The organism is Bradyrhizobium forestalis (genome assembly GCF_002795245.1).
Classification (GTDB): domain Bacteria; phylum Pseudomonadota; class Alphaproteobacteria; order Rhizobiales; family Xanthobacteraceae; genus Bradyrhizobium; species Bradyrhizobium forestalis.
In genome coordinates this window covers 95,370-109,211 of record NZ_PGVG01000018.1, presented here as the reverse complement: position 1 = coordinate 109,211, position 13,842 = coordinate 95,370, and the positions used below count along the sequence as shown (strand labels likewise).

Genomic DNA, 13,842 nt, shown 5'->3' with positions numbered 1-13,842 from the left:
ATTCAACGCGCCGTCAATGCCAGACGGTGCTTCAGCCGTTCGAGGTGACGGGCGAACTGCTGATGACCGGCTTCGGTTTCCGCCGCAAACTGCGCGAGCCTGAGATGACCCGCCGCGCGCAGCCGTTCGCGCGTGCCGTCGGTACGGAGGGCGACGATCGCATCCGCAAGGGAGCGCGGGTCGTCATAGTCGAACAGGATCGCGGCATCGCCGGCCTGGGCCTTGAAGGCCTCGGGGTAGATCACCGGCGTGCCGACCGCCCAGGCTTCCAAGGGTGGAAGATTGGTCGGACCGAAATAGCTCGGCATCACCAGCGCCGCGGCGCCGCGGTAGAGCGCGCCGAGTTCGGCGGACTCGACGAAGCCGATGATGGAGATCTGATCCGACAAGCCGTAGCTGTGGATCGCTGCATCGATCTTGTCGCGGCCCCCGCGATCCGATCCGCACAGCCCCAGCCGCTCCGTGATCCCCCGCTCGCGCAAGCTTGCGAGCGCAGCGAGCAGCGTCATGTGATTCTTGTGCGGCCAGAACTGCGCCGGATAGAACAGATAGCCGGGCTCGAGCCGGTATCTTGCCAGCACCGCTCCATCGTCGGCGGCGTCGGACGTGGATTGGCCGACATAGGTGGAGGGCGAGAACGGGATGCACACCGCGCGCGCTCTTTCCATGGCGTAACGGCGGCTGAGGTCGTCGACCAGCTCCGGCGCATTGACGATCACGACGGCCGCCTTGGTGCTGGCGAGGCCGAACAGGATCTCTCGGCGCTCGAATTCTCCGAACGTCCTGACCTCCGGAAACTCCGGCGCGTCGCGATGGCAGCCGTCGAAGATCGTGATGATGAAGGGCAGCTCGTAGAGCAAGAGGTGCCGCTTCGAGGTCGAGGTGAAGTGCACGACGTCGATGCCGTCGCGGATCAGCGCGCGCTCGAACGACGATTTCAGCTTCAGCGCGATCTGGACGAGATCGAACGGCCGGCAATATTTCAGAAACAGGAAGATGTGGTCGAGCGGGCCGAATTTGAGGAGGCGGGCCACGACGCCGAACTCCTTCAGGATGTCCAACGTCTTCGGATAGGGCGAGTACACCACGATCTCGTTGCCAGAACCGTCCGCCCAGTCGCGCAGCCAGAGCAGGTCGTTGAGCGGCTGCTGGAAGCCGCCGCCGACCTCCAGTGCTTGTTCCAGCATCACGGCGAGCCGCAGTGGTCTCACGGCGTGACGCTCTTTCTGGCGACTGCATAGGCCGCCCAGCTCTTCGAGTTCGGCGCGTCCTGCGTCAGCCATGCCGCGTGAGCTGCGGGCTGGAAGCCGCTCGCGGCAAGCGCGGCGTCGATCTCGAACGGAAACCAGTAGCGCATGTGATGCGCTTCGTCGACGCGCCGGATCGTGCCGCGGTCCATGTCCTCGCAGAACAACGTGTAGTTCACGGTGACGGTCGCGGCCTGTTCGTCATGATCGGATTGCGCAATGCGGGTGAGGCGCAGCGGCTTCTGCTCGATCACCTTGACGCGCGTCTCGACGCCCTGCGCCAGCACGGCGCCGCCGTACCAATAGTCGAAGAAGAACACGCCGCCCGGCTTCAGCGCCGCATGGGCCGTGCGGAACATGGCCGCCAGCGCATCGCGGCTGGTCTGATAGCTCGCGACGTGGAACAGCGACACCACCGCGTCGAAGTCGCGCTCGGGACCTGCCTCCCGGGCATCGCCCTGCCGGAATGGAATCGACAGCCCGGCCTGCTCGGCCCGTGCTTTGGCGCGCGCGATCATCTCATGGCTGAGATCGATGCCGGCGACGTTCCATCCCCGGCGGGCGAAGGCAAGTGCATGCAGGCCGGTGCCGCAGCCGAGATCGAGCAGCCTGCCTGGAGCAACGCCGTGATCGCGCAGCCGCGCTTCGACGAATGCCGTCTCCTCCGCGTAATCCTTGTCCTGATAGAGAAGATCATACCAGGGCGCGTAGTCGGCGAACACCGTCACGCCAGGATCTCCTTGAGCGCCTCAGCCGAGCGCGCGATCTCGTCGTCGGTCAGGGCAAGCCCGCTCGGCAGGTAAAAACCGCGGCGGGCGATGTATTCCGCGTTCGGATGGCTTTCGTCGAGCATCAGGCCCATCCGGCGCAGCACCGGCTGCTCGTGCATGCACCAGAAGAACGGCCGCGTCCCGATGCCCTTTTCACCGAGACGCCGCATCGCCTCCTTGGCGTCGAACGGCACGTCCTCGTTCAGCACGACGCCGTAGACCCAATAGATGTTGTCGGCATACGAGGTGCGGGCGACCGGGCGGCGGATGAGGTTGAGCCCTGCGAGATGTTCGTCGTAGAGCCGGCCGATCCGGCGCTTGATCTCGACGGTGCGCGGCAGGCGCTCGACCTGGGCGACGCCAAGCGCAGCCTGCAGGTTGGTCATGCGCGCGTTCCAGCCGAGCTCCTCGTGGACGAAACGTTGCTGCGGCTGGAAGCAGAGATTGCGATAGGACTGCAGGCGATCGGCGAGCGCGTCGTCGTCGGTGAGGATCATGCCGCCTTCACCGGTCGTCACATGCTTGTTGGGATAGAAGCTGAAGGTCGAGACCTCGCCGAAGCTGCCGCAAGGCGCGCCGCGATAGGTCTGGCCGTGCATCTCGGCGGCGTCCTCGATCACCCTCAGACCGTGCTTGCGGGCAAGCGCCAGGATCGGATCGAGATCGACCGGCAGGCCGTAGATGTGGACCAGCATGATCGCGCGCGTGCGCGGCGTGATCGCGGCTTCCACGCCCTCCGCCGTCATGTTCCAGGTCGCGGGATCGCAATCGACCCCGACCGGCACGAGGCCCGCCCGCACCAAGGCGGCGGCGCAACTGATGATCGTGAAGGTCGGGATGATGATCTCGGAGCCCGTCTCGAGTCCGAGCGCATGCACCGCGATGTCGAGCGCGACCGAGCCGTTGGTGACCGCGATGCCGTGCCGCCGTCCGGCGGCCGCGGCCATTGACTGCTCGAAGCGCTTGATGAACGGTCCCTCCGACGAGATCCACCCGGTCCGGATGCATTCGGCGAGGTAGTCGGCCTCGTTGGCGTCGAGCAGCGGCGTGTTGACGGGAATGAATGGTGCGGTCACAGGCCCGGACCCTTGATCCGGATTTCGGACGGGGAGGCTTCGGGGAAGCGGGTCTTGTCGTTCTCGCCGGAATAGGGCCCTTGCTTCACCTCGAACATTTCGAGCGGTTCGAGCACGTGGAAGCCGTGGGCACCGCTGCACAACAGGATGATATCGCCGGCACCGAGCACGCGGCTCTCGAGATATTTCTCCTCGACTGTGTAGAAGTCGACCTGGAGCTTGCCCTTCTGGATCAGGAGGACCTCCTGGGTGTAGTGCACCTCCCGCGTCACCTTGTTGTGGCGATGAGGCTCGATGGTCTTGCCTTGCGGATGGCTCATGAAGGCGAGCTGCTGCGACAGCTCCGGCGTCGAAAAGAAGTGGATGCCGGGCTCGCGAAACGAGGCCCGCACGATGATCGCGTAGAGCTGGTCGCCGAATCGAACATGTTCGACGTGTTGCATCGTGAGCCTCGAAAAAATCGCTGCAATTAGAGTGAGATAGCTATGCCGCTGCGCACTTTGGCCATTTTGGCCGGGACCGTCAAGGGCGCGCGGAATATGATGGTTGCTGCGCCCGCCGACGGGAATTCAGCCGAGGTGAGCGAGGATCTCCTCGACACGCCGGCGGAAAGTGTGCGCGGCAAAGTTCCTCGCCTGTCCCGCCTTGGCAATGGACTGGCGCGCCGCGTTGTCGGTGAGATATCGACCGATCATTGCGATGGAGTCCTCGACGTTGCGCCACGCGACGACCTCACGGTCGGGAGCGAACAGCGTGTTGAGATTGTCCTTGAAGTCGGTGAGCAGGAATGCGCCGACGCCGGTTGCTTCGAACAGACGTGCATTGCCGGCCTCGCGACCGGCCATGTCGATGTGCGAGTTGAGGGTGATGCGCGAGGCGCGAAGCGCCTGATACATCTCCACCCCCCACACCTCGCCCTGGTAACAGCGGTGCAGCGGCGAGGAGGCGGGAAGGGACTGCAGGCCGCTGCCGAATAGTTTGAGATCGTAGCGCCGCGCCACCGCCTCCAGCTGCGCCACGCGCAGCTGGTGATCCGCCGACACCGCTCCGACGAAAGTGACATCGAATTCTTGCGAGGGCGGTGGAGGCAGGACGTCGAGGATGCCTGGCTCGAAGGCGAGATGGACCACTTCGCTGCGCGCTCCGTGGGCACGGAAGAAGTCCACTACCGCAGCCATCTGCGAGATCATGAGATCGTAGACCGACCAGTCCTCGCCGCGTGAGGGCGAGATGCCGATCTGGCCGATCAGGATCGGGCGGCCGATCCCTTTGATCCGGCGCGCGAGGCGCGTGTCGACGTGAAACAGATCCTGGTTGAGCACGAGATCGGGCTTGAAGTCCTCGATCTGCGCCAGCAGGATCTCTTCCGCTTCGGCGTCGAGGCGTGGGCTGAGGCCGACCTTGCGCGCGAGCGGTCGCAGCACCGGCTTGAACGGCGCGACTGCGCGTTGCAACCAGCCGGGAACGGCATCGCGCGCCGCCGCCGCGCCGGGCGGTGGCGGTTCGCTGACGGCAAGGCCGTGCTCGCGTGCCCAGGCTGCCCGCATCCAGGGATTGTTGACGTGGATATCGGCGGCGACGTGCCCGAGTCCGGCGAAATTGCGCGAGTAGAAATCGGCGACGCCGAACAGGCTGGCGTTCCGTGCCGCCATCTGCGCCGCGTAAGTCTCGGTCTCGAGGCCGGGCCGCCGCCGGTAGAGCCAGGAGAGGAAACGCGGATAGTCGGCGTTGAGGATCAGGATGCGCACGGCGTCACGGCTTGCGTTCGAACAGGCTGCGGGGCATCACGTACCAGAGCAGGAACAGGATGGCGGTGCCATGGGTGAGCATGGCGACCGAGAGCGGCACGTTAAGCAGGACGTGCGGCAGCACGCCTGATGACATCAGGACGAAGCGGGGCGGGAGCCCTGCGGAGGCGCGGTTGCCGAGTGCCAGCACGAGCCCAGCCGCGAGCGCGGTCAGCGGTGCGAGCCAGGGGCCGACGGACGCGATACCCTCCGTCGCAAACAGCGACGCATTCAAATTGCCGAAGTCGTAGGTGTTCTGCATCACCACCGCGAGCGGCTCCTCGTAAGGGCAATGCATCAGCGGCTTGAGCACGGAGATCTGGCAGAACCAGGTCAGCGGATGGCTGGCGAAGAAATGATTGTAGATGTCGAGCGCGCCCGACGCCGTCGCGATCATCCGGATGTTGACGATGTCGAAATATCTGCCGGGAATGCTCCTCAGACTTGCCTCTGTCAACCAGATCACCAGCAGCCCGATCAGCATCGGGCCGAAAATCGAGACGATGGCCGCTGCTCTCGCCTCCAGAAGCCGCGACAGCACGGCCAGCGTGATCAACCAGGCCGGCGTGAAGAACGCGAACTTCGTCAGCGTGATGGGATAGAACAACAGCAGCAGGACTAGGACCAGGGCGGCGCGCCAGTCATAGCCGAGCAGCCAGTAGCAGGCGAAGGCGAACGGCAGCAGCGTGCTGGAAACCCAGCCGATGAGATATCGCAGCGGTCCTGGAAAATCGAGGATGTCACGGTAGTCATAGATGTTTGCGATCGAGACCAGCCTGAAATTGTAGGTCGCGGCCACCGCAATGACGGCCACAGAGATCGCCAGAATGAAGGTGAGCAGCTGCTCGAAGCGGTCGTTGGACAGGATCACCAATGGCCGCAGCGGCGCCCTGATCAACAGCACGGGCATCAGGAGCAGCAGCAGCGACACCGCCGCCGAACCCCCGGCGAGCAGATGCGGATAGCTGTACTCGGAGAAAACGTCGATCCACAGGAAGCCCAGGATCATCGTGTAGAAGTAGAATCCGACGAAATAGCCGAAGCAGAAGCGGGCAGAGACGAACAGCAGCGAGACGGCGGAGAAGCCGATCGCAACGATGACCGCGATCCACAGCCGCCTCGGGTTGAAGTCGATGGAGAGCTGGAAGGTCGCGACCTCGATCAGCGACAGGCAGGTGACCGCGCTGTGCAGCAGCACCATGGTCCTCAGCCCGGCCTTCGAGTCCAGGTAGGCGCGCAAATCGCTGATGATGCCGGGCGGTGCGCTCATTGCCGAAGCTCGCTGCGGACGCGGAAGGTTGCGAGCGGGATCAGGCGATTTCGAGCGAGTGCTTGAAGTAGGCGATCGTCTCCTTCAGCCCGTCCTCGAGCGCAACCTTCGGCTCCCAGTTCAGCACCGCCTTCGCCTTGGTGAGGTCGGGCTGGCGCTGACGCGGGTCGTCCTGCGGCAGCGGCTTGAACTCCAGCTTGGAGCGCGAGCCCGTGAGCTTGATGACCTTCTCGGCGAGCTCGCGAATCGTGAACTCGGAATTGTTGCCGAGATTGATCGGGCCGGTGATGTCTTCCGCAGTCACCATCAACCGCATGATGGCCTCGACGAGATCGTCGACATAGCAGAACGAGCGGGTCTGACCGCCGTCGCCGAACACCGTGATCGGCTCGCCCTTGAGCGCCTGGACGATGAAGGACGACACCACGCGACCGTCATTTGGCTGCATGCGCGGGCCGTAGGTGTTGAAGATGCGCGCGACCTTGATCGGCAGGCCGTGCTGGCGCCAATAGTCGAAGAACAGCGTCTCGGCGCAGCGCTTGCCCTCGTCGTAGCAGGAACGGATGCCGATCGGGTTGACGTTGCCCCAGTAATCCTCGGTCTGCGGATGGATCAGCGGATCGCCATAGACCTCGCTGGTCGAAGCCTGGAAGATGCGCGCCTTGAGCCGCTTGGCCAGCCCCAGCATGTTGATGGCGCCGTGCACCGATGTCTTGGTGGTCTGCACGGGATCGCGCTGGTAGTGGATCGGCGAGGCCGGGCAGGCCAGGTTGAAGATCGCGTCGACCTCGATGTAGAGCGGGAAGGTGACGTCGTGCCGGACGGCTTCGAACAGCGGATTTGCAATCAGATGGGCAATGTTGCGCCGGCTGCCGGTGAAATAATTGTCCGCGGACACCACCTCGGCGCCGGCATCGAGCAGTCGCTCGCAGAGGTGCGATCCAATGAACCCGGCGCCCCCGGTCACGAGGATGCGGCTGTTCCTGTAGTTTTCAAACGGCATGATCGGTTCCAGCGGGGGTCTCGGGAGGGGCTCGTCCAGATGCGGCGGGCAGAGTGGTATCGGCTACGGGCGGAAAGGCCAATAGCTTTGCATTTGGGTAATATGATACCTATATGCCTCGAAAGCTTTGCGGCTCGAAGATTTTCCAGGTCGCGCCACTTCGTATAGAAGCCGTCTGAAATACGCGGGAAGCGTGCCCCGTTCGGAGCAGGTGAATGAAAGTCGTAATTCTAGCGGGAGGCCTGGGCACCCGAATCGCGGAGGAAACCAGCACGCGGCCGAAGCCGATGGTGGAGATCGGCGGGCGCCCCATTCTTTGGCACATCATGAAGATCTACAGCCATTACGGCTTCAACGACTTCGTGATTTGCCTCGGCTACAAGGGCTACATGATCAAGGAGTATTTCGCGAACTACTTCCTGCACATGTCCGACGTGACGTTTCACCTCGCCGAGAACCGCATGGAAGTGCATCGCGAGACCGCCGAACCATGGCGGGTCACGCTGGTGGATACCGGCGAGGACACCCAGACCGGCGGCCGGCTGAAGCGCGTGCTTCCTTACGTCAAGGACGAGCCTTTTTTTGCGCTGACCTATGGCGACGGTGTCGCCGACATCGACCTCGCCGCTGAGATCGCCTTCCACAAGGCGCATGGGCGCCGCGCCACCGTCTCGGTGGTGCGCCCGGCCAAGCGCTTCGGTGCGGTCGCGATCGAGGGCGACCGGGTCGTCAATTTCGAGGAGAAGCCGAATGACGATGGCGGCTGGATCAATGGCGGCTTCTTCCTGCTGTCGCCGTCGGTCGGCGACCTGATTGCCGGCGACAAGACGATCTGGGAGCGCGAGCCGATGGAGCAGCTCGCGCGCGGCGACGATCTGCGCGCCTATGTGCATCCCGGCTTCTGGCATCCGATGGATTCGCTGCGCGATCGCAATTTCCTCGAGGGTGAGTGGGCGGGTAACCGCGCCAAGTGGAGGATCTGGTGACGGATCCCGCATTCTGGCGCGGCAAGAAGGTCTTTCTCACCGGTCATACCGGCTTCAAGGGCGCGTGGGCCTCGCTGCTGCTGCGCCGTCTCGGAGCTGACGTCTACGGCTATGCGCTGCCGCCGACACACCAATCCGCGCTGTTCGTCACGGCGCGCATCGCCGAAGGCATCAAGCACCGCCTCGCTGATATTCGCGATCTCCCGACCTTGCGCGCTGCGATGGCGGAGGCCGAGCCCGACATCGTCATCCACATGGCGGCGCAAGCGCTGGTGCGGCCCTCTTACGAGGAGCCGGTCGAGACCTTTGCGACCAACGTGATGGGCACGGTGCATGTGCTGGAGGCGGCACGGCATCTGCGATCGGTGCGGGTGATCCTGAACGTCACCAGCGACAAGTGCTATGAGAACAACGGCATGGGCTCCGCCTTCGGCGAGGGCGACCGGCTCGGCGGCGACGATCCCTACAGCAACAGCAAGGCCTGCGCCGAGCTCGTCACGCATTCCTACCGCCACAGCTTCTTCAACGGGAGAGGCGCGGCGCGCGTTGCGACCGCGCGTGCCGGCAACGTGTTCGGTGGCGGCGACTGGGCGCGCGACCGCCTGGTGCCCGATGCGATGCAGGCGTTCCTGGCGGGTGAGGCGCTCCGCATCCGCAATCCCAATTCGGTGCGGCCCTGGCAGCACGCGCTCGATCCCGTACTCGGCTATCTCTCGCTGGTCGAGCGGCTGGCAAGCGATGAACGTTTCGTCGGCGGCTGGAATTTCGGGCCAGATACCGCCAGCGAGGTGCCGGTCGGGACGGTGGTCGATCATTTGATCGCGCTGTGGGGTGACGGCGCGCGGTGGACGGCGGACGCCGGCCCGCATCCGCACGAAGCCGCCTATCTCAGGCTCGACTGCGCGAAGGCAAGGAGCGAACTCGGCTGGACGCCGCGGCTCGATCTGGCCGAGGGCCTTCGTCTCACCGTCGACTGGTACAAGGCGCTGCGCGAGGGGCGCGACCTGCGCAAGTTCTCGCTCGATCAGCTCGACCAGGTAGCTGACACTGCGCAAGCTTGATCAGCGCGGCAGATCGAGAATCTCGGCGATGCGGTCCTTGGCCGACACTGCGTGCGTCAGATGCGCGCCCGACAAGACCGCCAGATAGGATTTGAGCAGGACGACGAGCACGAGGATGGCGCGCTCGACGTCCGGCGATAGGCCGGTTCGGCCGAAGGCAGCCGTTTGCAGGAACGGCCGGTTCTCCATGAAGGTCAGCCAGTAGAGATAGTCGTACCCGGCGATACCGCGGAACGCGTCTTCCCAATCGATTGCGCGCGGCGTGGTACCCTGGAGCATGATGTTCTTGGGGCCGAAATCGCCATGGCAGAGCGCTACGGGCAGGTCCGGGAGACGGTCTCCGAGCAGCACGATCAATCGGCGCACCTCGGCTGCGCTGGTCCGCTCTAGCAGACCGCGGTCCGACAGCGTTTTCAGGGCCTGCTCCGCAGATGCCAGATACTGCTCAAACGAGGAAAGGTGACCCGGCCGCCAGTCCTTGAGCCGCTCGCTAAACGCGCCCGCCATCGCGGCGGCATCAGCGGGCGGCATCGGGGCGGCCAGCGGTACGAGCATGGGCATCATCAGGCAGAGCCGCATCGTCCCATCCGCGAGCGGGATTTCGAAACGGTCGAGCACGATGGTGCTGCCGTAGAGCTGCTGGAGGATGTCGGCTTCCTTGGCGAGGCTGGCGAGCGCGTTCGGGCCCGGGAGATGGGTCTTTAGGAAGCGCTTTTCGCTGGAGACATTCGCATCGTAGCAGGCACCAAGCGTCCCGCCGGGCGCCGGCGTGACGGTGACGTTGTGGCCGAAGGATTGCAGATGCCGACGCAGCGCGGGCAGGAGGCGCGCGCGGTCGGCGGCGATGTCGGGGGGGTCGCCGGTTTCGAAGAAGGCGATCTTACTCAGCACGATAGAGTGGGCTCAGATAGTCGATCCGATCGTAGCCGAAATGACGGGCGAGTGCCGCGGTGCCCTGCGCGATTTGCTTGCGCTCCTCGTCCGAGAGCTCCCCGATGATGGTCTGGTTGTAGTCCTTGGTGCTCTTGAGCACGGTTCCCCAGGGCGCGATGGAGTCCTTGATCTCGACGCCGTTCCAGCTCGGATAGAGCATGGTGTCGGCGAAGGGCACGCCGATGAATTCGGCTGCCTCGGTCATGAACTTGCGCTTGTCGGCGACGAGATCCTCGTAGCGGAAGATGCGCACGTTGTCCGGATACATCCTGGCGAACATCTCGACGGTGGAGTGATAGATGTTCCAGGTGATCAGATATTTCGTCAGCGGCTGCGGGAAAGGGCGGCGCTTGGTGTCGCGATAGGCCGAGAACGGATTGCGCACGATGTGCAGGATGCGGATGTCAGGGAAATCGCGCACCATGCGGTCTGCATCGATCCCGATGGCGGGCGAGTAGCCGACATGGACCATGCCCGGGCGCGGCTTGGTGTAGTAGTTCTCCCAGGCCGCGAAGGTCGCACGAAAGAAGGCCTCGATCACCTGGCGGCGGAAGATTGGCGGCTGACCGACGATCCGGGCGAACTCGGCGACGCGCTTCTTCTCGTCCATCACGCAGTCCGCATCGCGGAACTTGGAGCCGTTGCGCTTGCGCAGGAAGGTCTTCAGCTCCTCGTCGATCATCTGCTCGTAGAGCTCGACCGCCGTCAGTCCCTCCGGAAATTCGGGATAGCGGTACTGGACGCGCTCGACCGAGGACAGGAAGTCGTTGAAGTTGCGGTTGCCGAGCTGCGACTCGAAGGGATAGACGAGCAGGTCGGGATGCCCGTCGAAGTGACGATGGGTGACGTTTCCGCCGTGCTCGAAGCCTGCGGAGACCATAGCCAGCCTGAAATCGCTCATGCATCTACCCCTGTGTCGTCGAACTTCAATCCTGGCCCCCGTTTAGCGGCGTGGGCCGGATAATCAAGTCGGATCGGTCCCATGGGCCTGGAGCGCGGCTCCTGGCCCCGGCGAACCCTCCGCACCCCAGCATTGACGGGCCCCGGTTGCTGATCTACCCGGGGGGCGCATGCGTATTTTTGTGACCGGCGCGAGCGGCTTTCTGGGCTCCTATCTCGTTGCGGACCTCGTGGCGCGGGGGCACGAGGTCGCCGTCCTGCTGCGGCCGGCAGGCGCCGCCTGGCGCCTCAGGGAGGTGCATGACCGTCTGCACGTGATTCCCGGCGCTCTGGAGCAGCTGGACGGGCTGCGCAGGGCGCTGACGGCCTTCGCCCCAGAGGCGGTTGTGCACATGGCCTGGCGCGGCGTAGCGGGTAGCGAGCGCAACAGCCCGGTTCAGGCCGTCAATGTGGCCGACACAGTGGGCCTCGCCGAACTCGCAGCCGAGGCTGGCGCCAGGATCTTCGTCGGCGCCGGATCGCAGGCGGAATACGGACCCTACGATCGCGCAATCCGGGAGGACGACGCGCCGCGGCCGACGACGTTGTACGGCATGGCCAAGCTCGCGGCCGGATCGATGGCGATGCGCCTGTGCCAAGAGCGCGGGCTGCGCGCCGCTTGGCTCAGGATCTTCTCGACTTACGGCCCGAAGGATGCCGACCACTGGCTGATCCCGAGCATGATCCGGAACTTGCGCTCCGGCCAATACATGGCCCTGACGGCTTGCGAGCAGCGCTGGGGGTTTCTGCACGCGCGCGATGCTGCGAGCGCTTTCCGCCTGGCGATCACGCATGAAGCGGCGAGCGGCATCTTCAACGTCGGCAGTGCGGACGCGCCGCCGCTGCGTGAGACGGTGACGCGGCTCCGCGATCTCGTCGACCCCGGCGCCGCGCTCGGCTTCGGCGAGTTGGCGTATCGGCCCGATCAGGTTATGATCCTGGCTGCGGACGTTTCGCGCATGCTCGCCCTGGGCTGGAATCCCGAAGTGCCGTTGGATGAGGGACTACGCGAGACGGTAGACTGGCATGACGCGACCAAATCTTCCTGAGCCGAAAGAATTCGCGCGACGGATCCGTGCGCACGCCTTGCGCATGGTGCATGCCGCGAAGGCTTCCCATATCGGCGGCTGCCTGTCGATGGCGGACATCCTGGCGGTGCTGTACACGCGGGTTCTGCGCGTCGATCCTGCCGATCCGCAAAGCCCAAGCCGCGATCGCTTTGTGCTCAGCAAGGGTCACGCCACGGCGATCATGTACGCGACCCTCGCCGAATGCGGCTTCTTTTCCCTGGCCGAGCTCGACACCTATTGCCGCGACGGCGCGATCTTCACCGGACATGTCAGCCATGCCGTGCCCGGCGTCGAGGTCTCGACCGGTTCGCTCGGCCATGGCCTGCCGATTGCAATCGGCATGGCGCTGGCCGCACGGACGGCAGGTGCGGGCAGCCGCGTGTTCTGCCTGCTCAGCGACGGCGAATGCGACGAGGGCTCGAATTGGGAGGGCATCCTGTTCGCGCCCCATCACAAGCTCGACAACCTCTGTGTCATCGTCGACTTCAACAAGATCCAGAGTTTTGGCTCGGTTGCCGAAGTGCTCAACCTCGATCCCTTCGCCGAGAAATGGCGATCGTTCGGCTGGCAGGTCGAGGAGATCGACGGTCACGACCTCGCCGCGCTCGAGCGTGTGCTGGGCGCCGTGCCGGCACCATCGGGCCGGCCGACCGTCGTGATCGCCCACACCGTGAAGGGCAAGGGCGTGAGCTTTATGGAGAACAAGCTCGAATGGCACTACCGCTCGCCTTCGGATGAGCTGCTCGCGCAGGCGCTGGCCGAGGTCGGCGCATGAGGACGACGTTCATCGAGAGCCTGTCGCAAGCCGCAAGCGCGAATCCCGACATCTGGCTGCTCTGCGGCGATCTCGGCTACTCCGTGCTGGAGCCGTTCGCGGCGAAATTTCCCGAACGATACCTCAATGTCGGCGTGGCCGAGCAGAACATGGCGGGGATCGCCGCCGGCATCGCGCTGTCGGGCAAGACGGTCTTCATCTATTCGATCGGCAACTTTCCGACCTTGCGCTGCCTCGAGCAACTTCGCAACGACGTCTGCTACCACGGTGCCGACGTCAAGGTCGTGGCGGTGGGCGCCGGCTATGCTTATGGCAGCCAGGGCTACACCCACCACGCGCTGGAGGACGCAGGCATCATGTCGATGCTGCCGGGCATCGAGGTGTTCGTGCCTTGTGATCCCATGGAGGTGCGCGCCGCGACACGTCTGATCGCAGCAAGCGGCAAACCGTCGTACTTGCGGCTCAGCCGGGCAGGGGAGCCGAACCTCGGCGCCGCCGTGACCGACCCGCGCAAGCCGCGCGTGCTGCGCGAGGGCCGGGAGATTGTCATCCTCGCGTCCGGACCGATCGCCTCGCGCGCGCTGGAGGCCGCCGGCGAGCTCGCCGGGCGCGGCAGAGACGTCGGTGTGGTCAGCGCCTCCTGCCTGAAACCGCTCGACGAGGCCGCGATCCGCGACGCCGTGCGTGACGCCTCGCTCATCGTGACGCTCGAAGAGCACATTTTGCGCGGCGGCCTGTTCGGCCTGGTGGCGGGCGTGTTTGCCGGCGATGCAGTCCGGCCGCCGATTGCGGGCATCGGCATTCCCGAGCAGGGCGGCAAGACCTCGCATGCGGGATCGCGCGAGGCGCTGCTCGATGCCGCGGGCCTCTCGGTTCCAGCGATCGTCGCGCGGATCGAGCAATCACTGGCGAAGCGCTGACGCCG

General features: G+C 64.9%; 14 protein-coding genes. 5 read left to right on the top strand and 9 right to left on the bottom strand.

What is annotated here, in order from left to right; translation table 11 throughout:
- Positions 1 to 2: 2 nt before the first annotated feature.
- The 7 genes from CVM73_RS21645 to CVM73_RS21615 form a co-directional block, all read right to left on the bottom strand.
- On the bottom strand, positions 3 to 1,211 hold the full coding sequence (locus CVM73_RS21645; RefSeq protein ID WP_100233894.1) for a glycosyltransferase: 1,209 nt from the start codon (positions 1,209 to 1,211) through the stop codon (positions 3 to 5).
- Positions 1,208 to 1,975: a class I SAM-dependent DNA methyltransferase gene (locus tag CVM73_RS21640; protein ID WP_100233893.1), complete on the bottom strand. Its 768-nt coding sequence runs from the start codon at positions 1,973 to 1,975 to the stop codon at positions 1,208 to 1,210. The genes CVM73_RS21645 and CVM73_RS21640 overlap by 4 nt, the downstream gene beginning before the upstream one ends.
- The gene (locus CVM73_RS21635; RefSeq protein WP_100233892.1) at positions 1,972 to 3,093 is read right to left on the bottom strand and encodes a DegT/DnrJ/EryC1/StrS family aminotransferase; all 1,122 of its coding nucleotides are present in this window, start codon (positions 3,091 to 3,093) and stop codon (positions 1,972 to 1,974) included. Before CVM73_RS21635 ends, CVM73_RS21640 begins: the two co-directional genes overlap by 4 nt.
- Entirely contained in the window at positions 3,090 to 3,536 is a 447-nt protein-coding gene (locus tag CVM73_RS21630; protein ID WP_100233891.1) for a cupin domain-containing protein, read from the bottom strand. Before CVM73_RS21630 ends, CVM73_RS21635 begins: the two co-directional genes overlap by 4 nt.
- Positions 3,537 to 3,662: 126 nt before the next feature.
- On the bottom strand, positions 3,663 to 4,841 hold the full coding sequence (locus CVM73_RS21625; RefSeq protein ID WP_100233890.1) for a CgeB family protein: 1,179 nt from the start codon (positions 4,839 to 4,841) through the stop codon (positions 3,663 to 3,665).
- Positions 4,842 to 4,845: 4 nt separating this feature from the next.
- A complete protein-coding gene (locus CVM73_RS21620; protein WP_100233889.1) occupies positions 4,846 to 6,150 on the bottom strand; it encodes a hypothetical protein in 1,305 nt (434 codons plus the stop codon).
- 40 nt (positions 6,151 to 6,190) lie between these two features.
- Complete coding sequence (locus tag CVM73_RS21615; protein ID WP_100233888.1) at positions 6,191 to 7,153, bottom strand: UDP-glucuronic acid decarboxylase family protein; 963 nt, start codon at positions 7,151 to 7,153, stop codon at positions 6,191 to 6,193.
- Between the two features lie 215 nt (positions 7,154 to 7,368).
- Between CVM73_RS21615 and rfbF the strand changes: the two genes are divergently transcribed.
- Positions 7,369 to 8,139: a glucose-1-phosphate cytidylyltransferase gene (rfbF, locus tag CVM73_RS21610; RefSeq protein ID WP_100233887.1), complete on the top strand. Its 771-nt coding sequence runs from the start codon at positions 7,369 to 7,371 to the stop codon at positions 8,137 to 8,139.
- A complete protein-coding gene (gene rfbG / locus CVM73_RS21605) occupies positions 8,136 to 9,200 on the top strand; it encodes a CDP-glucose 4,6-dehydratase (RefSeq protein WP_100233930.1) in 1,065 nt (354 codons plus the stop codon). The genes rfbF and rfbG overlap by 4 nt, the downstream gene beginning before the upstream one ends.
- Here rfbG and CVM73_RS21600 read toward each other — a convergent pair whose 3' ends face one another.
- The gene (locus CVM73_RS21600; protein WP_100233886.1) at positions 9,201 to 10,091 is read right to left on the bottom strand and encodes a phosphotransferase; all 891 of its coding nucleotides are present in this window, start codon (positions 10,089 to 10,091) and stop codon (positions 9,201 to 9,203) included.
- Positions 10,081 to 11,034, bottom strand: a complete 954-nt coding sequence (locus CVM73_RS21595; protein ID WP_100233885.1) for a sulfotransferase family protein — start codon at positions 11,032 to 11,034, stop codon at positions 10,081 to 10,083. The genes CVM73_RS21600 and CVM73_RS21595 overlap by 11 nt, the downstream gene beginning before the upstream one ends.
- A gap of 181 nt (positions 11,035 to 11,215) precedes the next feature.
- On the opposite strand from CVM73_RS21595, the gene CVM73_RS21590 reads away from it, so the two are divergent.
- From CVM73_RS21590 to CVM73_RS21580, 3 genes are read left to right on the top strand one after another with little or no spacing between them, the layout of a single operon-like run.
- Complete coding sequence (locus CVM73_RS21590; RefSeq protein WP_245452394.1) at positions 11,216 to 12,121, top strand: NAD-dependent epimerase/dehydratase family protein; 906 nt, start codon at positions 11,216 to 11,218, stop codon at positions 12,119 to 12,121.
- Positions 12,099 to 12,917 (top strand): transketolase, encoded by an 819-nt coding sequence (locus CVM73_RS21585; protein WP_100233883.1) that lies wholly within the window; start codon positions 12,099 to 12,101, stop codon positions 12,915 to 12,917. Before CVM73_RS21590 ends, CVM73_RS21585 begins: the two co-directional genes overlap by 23 nt.
- Positions 12,914 to 13,837, top strand: coding sequence for a transketolase family protein (locus CVM73_RS21580; RefSeq protein WP_100233882.1), 924 nt, complete (start codon positions 12,914 to 12,916; stop codon positions 13,835 to 13,837). The genes CVM73_RS21585 and CVM73_RS21580 overlap by 4 nt, the downstream gene beginning before the upstream one ends.
- Positions 13,838 to 13,842 lie beyond the last annotated feature (5 nt).

Bases quoted from the DNA above. Each gene is read 5' to 3' on its own strand.
- CVM73_RS21630 (WP_100233891.1), bottom strand. From the start codon at position 3,536: ATGCAACACGTCGAACATGTTCGATTCGGCGACCAGCTCTACGCGATC.
- CVM73_RS21585 (WP_100233883.1), top strand. From the start codon at position 12,099: ATGACGCGACCAAATCTTCCTGAGCCGAAAGAATTCGCGCGACGGATC.
- CVM73_RS21595 (WP_100233885.1), bottom strand. From the start codon at position 11,034: ATGAGCGATTTCAGGCTGGCTATGGTCTCCGCAGGCTTCGAGCACGGC.
- CVM73_RS21620 (WP_100233889.1), bottom strand. From the start codon at position 6,150: ATGAGCGCACCGCCCGGCATCATCAGCGATTTGCGCGCCTACCTGGAC.
- rfbF (WP_100233887.1), top strand. From the start codon at position 7,369: ATGAAAGTCGTAATTCTAGCGGGAGGCCTGGGCACCCGAATCGCGGAG.
- CVM73_RS21580 (WP_100233882.1), top strand. From the start codon at position 12,914: ATGAGGACGACGTTCATCGAGAGCCTGTCGCAAGCCGCAAGCGCGAAT.
- CVM73_RS21615 (WP_100233888.1), bottom strand. From the start codon at position 7,153: ATGCCGTTTGAAAACTACAGGAACAGCCGCATCCTCGTGACCGGGGGC.